Source organism: Amaricoccus sp., assembly GCF_017995835.1.
Lineage (GTDB): Bacteria > Pseudomonadota > Alphaproteobacteria > Rhodobacterales > Rhodobacteraceae > Amaricoccus.
The window spans coordinates 1-6,403 of sequence record NZ_JAGOID010000134.1 but is presented as its reverse complement, the minus strand read 5'-3'; the positions used below and the strand labels follow the sequence as shown (position 1 = coordinate 6,403).

The 6,403-nt window shown below is 70.9% G+C and carries 7 protein-coding genes; all 7 read right to left on the bottom strand.

All coding sequences use genetic code 11. The features are described from left to right. A partial coding sequence (locus KBA23_RS15015; protein ID WP_290742530.1) for an NAD(P)H-dependent oxidoreductase subunit E occupies positions 1-202 on the bottom strand: 202 nt, incomplete at its 3' end. 132 nt (positions 203-334) lie between these two features. Further along, a complete protein-coding gene (gene gltS / locus KBA23_RS15010) occupies positions 335-1,543 on the bottom strand; it encodes a sodium/glutamate symporter (RefSeq protein ID WP_290742527.1) in 1,209 nt (402 codons plus the stop codon). A gap of 101 nt (positions 1,544-1,644) precedes the next feature. Further along, positions 1,645-2,259, bottom strand: a complete 615-nt coding sequence (locus KBA23_RS15005; RefSeq protein WP_290742524.1) for an RluA family pseudouridine synthase — start codon at positions 2,257-2,259, stop codon at positions 1,645-1,647. A gap of 4 nt (positions 2,260-2,263) precedes the next feature. Beyond that, positions 2,264-2,935: a hypothetical protein gene (locus KBA23_RS15000; protein ID WP_290742522.1), complete on the bottom strand. Its 672-nt coding sequence runs from the start codon at positions 2,933-2,935 to the stop codon at positions 2,264-2,266. Between the two features lie 14 nt (positions 2,936-2,949). Further along, on the bottom strand, positions 2,950-4,551 hold the full coding sequence (gene pgi, locus KBA23_RS14995; protein ID WP_290742520.1) for a glucose-6-phosphate isomerase: 1,602 nt from the start codon (positions 4,549-4,551) through the stop codon (positions 2,950-2,952). Further along, positions 4,551-5,204, bottom strand: coding sequence for a bifunctional 4-hydroxy-2-oxoglutarate aldolase/2-dehydro-3-deoxy-phosphogluconate aldolase (gene eda, locus KBA23_RS14990; protein ID WP_290742517.1), 654 nt, complete (start codon positions 5,202-5,204; stop codon positions 4,551-4,553). The genes pgi and eda overlap by 1 nt, the downstream gene beginning before the upstream one ends. A 61-nt stretch (positions 5,205-5,265) precedes the next feature. Further along, on the bottom strand, positions 5,266-6,403 hold a 1,138-nt coding region (locus KBA23_RS14985), incomplete at its 5' end, for a dihydroxy-acid dehydratase (protein ID WP_290742514.1).

Below are 6,403 nucleotides of genomic sequence, written 5' to 3'. Positions count from 1 at the left end.
TGACGACCCCGTGGATCTCGGCCCGCGTCTGGTTCAGCGCCACGGCGATCATCGGGATCGCCGATTGCGGCACATGGCCGAAGTCCTCCTGCATGGCGTGAAGCATGGGCAGGAGCGGACCCTCCATGCCCCGATGCGCCTCGATGACGGCGGCGATCTCGCCCTCCGTCGGCGCCGGCGTCGCTGCCTGATGCGGTCGCACGGACGACCCTCCCGGTGGCTTTTTCTTTGTTCCTCATGTGGACCCGATCCATGTCGATCTCAATACCGATGTTTCGTGGATCGATAGCGCTTGCCTATCGCCCGAACCCGGCGGATCGGAGCCGCTTCGCGTCTACGGTCCCCACATCGCGAGAAACGCCTGGGTGACGAGGGCGTTCGCGATGTCGACGAAAAGGGCGGAGACAAGCGGCAGAACGATGAAGGCTGCGGCGCAGGCTCCGTACTTCTTCGTCACCGCCGTCATCGTCGCGATCGCCGTCGGCGTCGCGCCGACGACGAAGCTCGCATAACCCGACGCGAGCACCGCAGCCTGATAGTCGCGCCCGAGCAGGCGGAAGGCGAGAAACGCCGAGAAGGCGATGGCGAGCGCCGTCTGGACGGCGAGCACGGCAAGGAGCGTGCCGGCCATCCCGGCGAGCGCCCAGAGTTGCAGCGCCATCAGCGAGATCGCCAGGAACACGCCGAGCGCGAACTCCGACAGGAGCGAGAGCGCCGGCGTGTCGACCACTGGCGGCAGGCGGGGGGCGAGGCCGAGCGCGTTGCCCACGGCCATGCCGGCGAGGAGGCAGGGCACGAACATCGGCACCATGACGCCCATCGCCAGCACCGCGCGGTGCAGGAAGAAACCCATGACAATGCAGAGCATGACGACGAGGAGCGCGCGCATCAGCTCGCTCTTCGACACCAGAAGCGCGCCGGGCGTGGCGTCCGGCAGACCGACCGGGTTGATCTCGCCCGGCTCGTCCGGGCGCAGGCCGCGCGGCTCGATCAGCGCCTTGGCGAGCGGGCCGCCGATCACGGCGCCGGCGACGAGGCCGAGGGTGGCCATGGCGATCCCTGCCTCCGGCGCGCCGGCGAGCCCCATCGCCTCGAGCTCGCCCGACCAGGCGATCATGGTCCCGTGCCCGCCGAGCAGCGAGGTCGAGCCGAGCGCGACGCCGAAGCCGGCCGGCAGCCCGGAGAGCAGCGCGGCAAGGCCGCCTACGAGGTTCTGCAGGATCAGGAGGACCGAGGTGAGCCCGATCAGGATCAGGAGCGGCCGCCCGCCCCGGCGCAGGTCGGCAAGGCTCGCGTTGAGGCCGATCGTGGTGAAGAAGATCAGCAGGAGCACGTCGCGCGCGGCGGTGTCGAAGCGGACCTCCGCGATCCCCGCCTTCTGGAGCGCGAAGAAGGCCAGCGCGAGCAGAAGGCCGCCCGTCACCGGATCTGGAATGTTGAACCGGCGCAGGAACCCGACGCGGGAGTTGATCGACTCTCCGAGCAGGAAGGCGATCAGGCCGAAGATGATGGACATGAAGTCGGGGAACTGGATCTGCGTCATGTTCGGGTCGGGCTCGCTGTGGGCGGCGCGCAGCCTCGGAGAGGTGCTCCGGCCGGGGACCCGTTCGGATAGTCCGACCCGGGAAGTCCGGTCAACCTGCGTCAGAACGGCGTTGGCGCGGCGAAGGCGATCCATGCGCCGCCCTCGGGGTGGCGCAGGCGCAGCGAGGCGGCGTGAAGCTGGAGGCGCGCGGCCGAGGCCGGGTCGCCATAGAGCGGGTCGCCGAGGATCGGAAAGCCGAGCGCGAGGAGATGGACGCGGAGCTGGTGGCTGCGGCCGGTCAGCGGGCGCAGTTCGAGGCGGGTGGCCCCGGGCTCGCGCGCAAGCACGCGCCAGTCGGTCACCGACGGCTTGCCGCGATCGTGGCAGACCATCTGGCGCGGGCGGTTGGGCCAGTCGGCGATCAGCGGCAGGTCGATGCGGCCGACCTCTCCCGGCACCTCGCCGGCCACGCGCGCGACATAGGTCTTCTCGAGCTGGCGGCGCTCGAACTGCCATCCGAGATGGCGCTGCGCCAGCGCCGTGCGCGCCATGACCACGATCCCGGAGGTGTCGCGGTCGAGGCGGTGAACGAGCCGCGCGCCGGGGAAGGCCGCCCGCGCCCGCGCCTCGAGGCAGTCCTGCGTCCCGGGCGGCTTGGCCGGAACGGTGTGCAGGCCCGAGGGCTTGTCGAAGACGAGAAGCGCGTCGTCGGCATGAAGGACGACGAGGCCCATCCGCTCACCGCCTCGGTCCGGTTCGCGCCAGCGCGGCAAGGACCGCGTCGCGTCGCACGGCCCAGAGGCCGCGATCGATGGCCGCGATCGTTCTGGCCGCATCCGCCGCCGAACGGCGCATGAGATCGTGGCGGGTCAGGTCGGGGCGGTCGAGCGCCCGCATTTCGAGCGTGTGAACCCCCTGGAAGTGGGTGGCGAGCATCGACTCGAAGTTGCGGAAGGAGAGATCGCGGTCGAAGATCGTGTCGACGTCGTTGGCGATGAAGTCGATGTAGTCCGAGACCGGCCCGATGTCGCGGTCCGTCAGCGCGAAGTGATGCCGGGGCATGAAGTTCGTCAGGTAGTCGAGATCGGCGAGCACGAGGTCGTAGTTGCGGCGATACTCGTCGAGGTCCGCCGTGATCACCTGCCCCGTGGGCTTGCCCGCGAGCTTCTCCATGTCTGCGGCGAAGCAGGTCATTCCGGTATCGAGCCGGCGGTCGACCTCGCGCAGGCGGCGGGCGACGTAGCCGCGGTACTCGCCCCACCTGCGCAGGAAGGCCCGGTCGAGCGCATGAGCGACCGCCCGGCCGCCGAGCCAGGACACGAAGACGAGCGTGACGACGATGCCGAAAACCTCGGAGACGAGGTTCTGGACCATGCCCTTGTCGAAGAAGTCGACCCAGGCCTCGAGCATCTCGGGCGTGCCGCTCAGCGCCGCAATTCCGTGATCGCCGCCAGCAGCCCGGCGGTGGAGCCGTCCTTGGCCTCGAAACCCATGCCCGACTGCACGAGCGGCAGGAGCGCCGTCGCCAGCTCCTTGCCGAGCTCGACGCCCCACTGGTCGAAGGAGTTGATCCCCCAGATCGCGCCCTCGACGAAGACGCGGTGCTCGTAAAGCGCGATGATCCGGCCCAGCGTCGCCGGGTCGAGCCGCGGGTAGACCAGCGTCGTCGACGGGCGATCACCCTTGAACACCTTGTGTGGCGCGAGCGCGGGATCCTTCACCGTGCGCTCCGCCGCGGCGAGGTCGCGGCCGAGCATCAGCGCCTCGGACTGGGCGAGACAGTTGGCGAGCAAGAGCTCGTGGTGGTGGCGCAGCTCCGGCTCGTGGCCGTTGGCGGCGACGAGGAACTCGCAGGGGACGACGTCGGTCCCCTGGTGGATCAGCTGGTAGAAGGCGTGCTGGCCGTTGGTGCCGGGCTCGCCCCAGACCACCGGCCCGGAGGCGCGGGCGACCGGCGATCCGTCGAGCGTCACGCCCTTGCCGTTCGATTCCATGTCGAGCTGCTGGAGGTAGGCCGGCAGCCGGCCGAGGCGCTGGTCATAGGGCAGGATGGCGCGCGAGGGATAGCCCATGAGGTTGCGGTGCCAGACGCCGACGAGCCCGAGAAGGACCGGCATGTTCTCCGCCAGCGGCGCGGTCGCGAAGTGGCGGTCCATCACGTGGGCGCCGCCGAGAAACTGGCTGAAGCGCTCGGGCCCGATGGCGAGCATCAGCGGCAGGCCGACGGCGGACCAGACCGAATATCGTCCGCCGACCCAGTCCCAGAAGCCGAAGACCCGCTCGGGGTCGACGCCGAAGGCGGCGGTCCTGTCGAGCGCGGTCGAGACGGCGGCGAAATGCGCGTCCGCCCCCTGCCCCAGCGCGCCGCGCAGCCAGGCTTGCGCGGTGCGGGCGTTGGTCATGGTCTCGATGGTGGTGAAGGTCTTGGAGGCGACGACGACGAGCGTCGTCCGCGGATCGAGCCGCGCCAGCGTGTCGTGGACATGCGCGCCGTCGACGTTGGAGACGTAGTGCAGCCGCGGCCCGTCGGCGTACGGCGCGAGCGCCTGGGTGGCCATGGCCGGGCCGAGGTCCGAGCCGCCGATGCCGATGTTGACGACATCGGTGAAGGGCCCGCCCGCCCCGGCGATCGAGCCGTCGCGGACGCCGCGCGCGAAGGCCTCCATCCGGGCGAGGACGGCGTTCACCTCCGGCATCACGTCGACGCCGCCGACGAGGACCGGCGTGTTCGCCCGGTTGCGCAGCGCGGTGTGCAGGACGGCGCGGCCTTCGGTGGCGTTGATCGCCGCGCCGGCGAGCATGGCGTCGCGCTTGGCAGCAACGCCGGTCGCCTCGGCGAGACGCAGCAAGAGCGCCAGCGCCTCGGCGTCGATCGACGTCTTGGAGAAGTCAAGGAGCATGCCCGTGGCGCGGAGCGAGAAGCCGGCGAACCGGTCCGGGTCGGCCTCGAAGAGCGAGACGATGCGGCGGCCCCGCGCCGCCACGCCGGCCCCGGCCAGCGCAGTCCAGATCGCGTCGGCTTCCATCACTTCCCTCGCTTCAGCTGGCTCGCCTCGCGTGCGAGGCTCTCGATCTCGTCCCAGCGTCCCTCGCGCATCATCGCCGGGCTCGCCACCCAGGAGCCGCCGACGCAGAGCACGTTGGGGAGCTTGAGATAATCCGGCGCGTTCTGCGGCGTGACGCCGCCGGTCGGACAAAAGGCGACCTGCGGCAGCGGGCCGGCGAAGGACTTCAGCGCCGCAGCGCCGCCGTTGGCCTCGGCAGGGAAGAACTTCGCGACGTCGTAGCCGCGCGCGAGCATCCGCATCGCCTCGCCCACCGTGGCGACGCCGCCGAGGAGCGGCAGCTCCTCGGCCTCGCAGGCGTCGAGAAGCTCGTCCGTCACGCCCGGCGAGACGCCGAAGAGCGCGCCGGCCTCCTTGGCGGCGCGGACGTCCTCGGGCCTGAGCAGCGTCCCCGCCCCGACCACCCCGCCCGGCACGCCGGCCATGGCGCGAATGGAGTCGAGCGCCGCCGGGGTGCGCAGGGTCACCTCAAGCACGGGCAGGCCGCCGGCGACGAGCGCCTCGGCGAGCGGGCGGGCATGGGCGACGTCCTCGACGACGATCACCGGGATGACCGGGGCGAGGCCGCAGATCTCGCGGCCGTTGGCGGAGGCGTCGCGCGGGGTGATGGACATGGCGATGTGCCTTTCTGGCTGCGAAGCGAGCGGGATCATTGACCCGCAATGAACGGCGTCTTCAGACCAGCGCGCTCGCGCCCGCCTCGGCGGCGCCGACGGCGCGGCGGAAGTTGGCGAAGATCTCGCGCCCCGTCCCGAACTCGTTGCCGGAAAGGTCGGGCGCGGCGAGCGGCCGGTCGAGGGCCCCTGGGGTCAGCACGTCGAGCGTGCCGGCCACCGCGTCGACGCGGACGAGATCGCCGTCGGCGATGCGCGCGAGCGGGCCCCCGTCGAGCGCCTCGGGAGAGACGTGGATCGCCGAGGGAACCTTGCCGGAGGCCCCGGACATGCGGCCGTCGGTGACGAGCGCGACCTTCAGCCCCTTGTCCTGGAGGACAGCGAGGATCGGGGTCAGCGAGTGCAACTCCGGCATCCCGTTGGCCTTGGGGCCCTGGAAGCGGACGACGACGACCGTGTCGGCGGTCAGCTCGCCGGCGCGAAAGGCGCGCTTGACCTCCTCCTGGTCGTGAAAGACGCGGGCGGGCGCCTCGATGACCTGGCGCTCGGGGGCGACGGCAGAGACCTTCATCACCCCGGCGCCGAGGTTGCCCTTGAGCCGCCTGACCCCGCCGGTGGGCTGGAACGGGTCGCCGGCGGGGCGCAGGATCTTGTCGTTGAGGCTGTCGGCCGCGCCGTCCTGCCAGACGAGCGCGCCGTCGATCAGCTTCGGCTCCTGCACATAGCGTCCAAGCCCGTCGCCGGCCACCGTGCGGGTGTCGTCGTGGAGAAGGCCGGCGCCGAGCAGCTCGCCGATCATGAACTGGAGCCCGCCCGCGGCGTGGAAGTGGTTCACGTCCGCGAGCCCGTTCGGGTAGACGCGGGCCATCAGCGGCGTGGCGTCGGAGAGCTCGGCGAAGTCCTCCCAGTCGATCAGCACGCCGGCGGCGCGGGCCATCGCGATAAGGTGGATGAGCAGGTTGGTCGAGCCGCCGGTGGCGTTGAGCCCGACGATGCCGTTGACGAAGGCGCGCTCGTCGAGGATGTCGCAGACGGGCGTATACTGGTTGCCGAGCGCGGAGATGGCGAGCGCGCGCTTCGCGCCCTCGATGGTAAGAGCGTCGCGCAAGGGCGTGTTCGGGTTGACGAAAGACGAACCCGGAAGGTGCAGCCCCATGAACTCCATCAGCATCTGGTTGGTGTTCGCGGTGCCGTAGAAG

Bases quoted from the DNA above. Each gene is read 5' to 3' on its own strand.
- KBA23_RS15005 (WP_290742524.1), bottom strand. From the start codon at position 2,259: ATGGGCCTCGTCGTCCTTCATGCCGACGACGCGCTTCTCGTCTTCGAC.
- KBA23_RS15000 (WP_290742522.1), bottom strand. From the start codon at position 2,935: ATGCTCGAGGCCTGGGTCGACTTCTTCGACAAGGGCATGGTCCAGAAC.
- pgi (WP_290742520.1), bottom strand. From the start codon at position 4,551: ATGGAAGCCGACGCGATCTGGACTGCGCTGGCCGGGGCCGGCGTGGCG.
- eda (WP_290742517.1), bottom strand. From the start codon at position 5,204: ATGTCCATCACCCCGCGCGACGCCTCCGCCAACGGCCGCGAGATCTGC.
- gltS (WP_290742527.1), bottom strand. From the start codon at position 1,543: ATGACGCAGATCCAGTTCCCCGACTTCATGTCCATCATCTTCGGCCTG.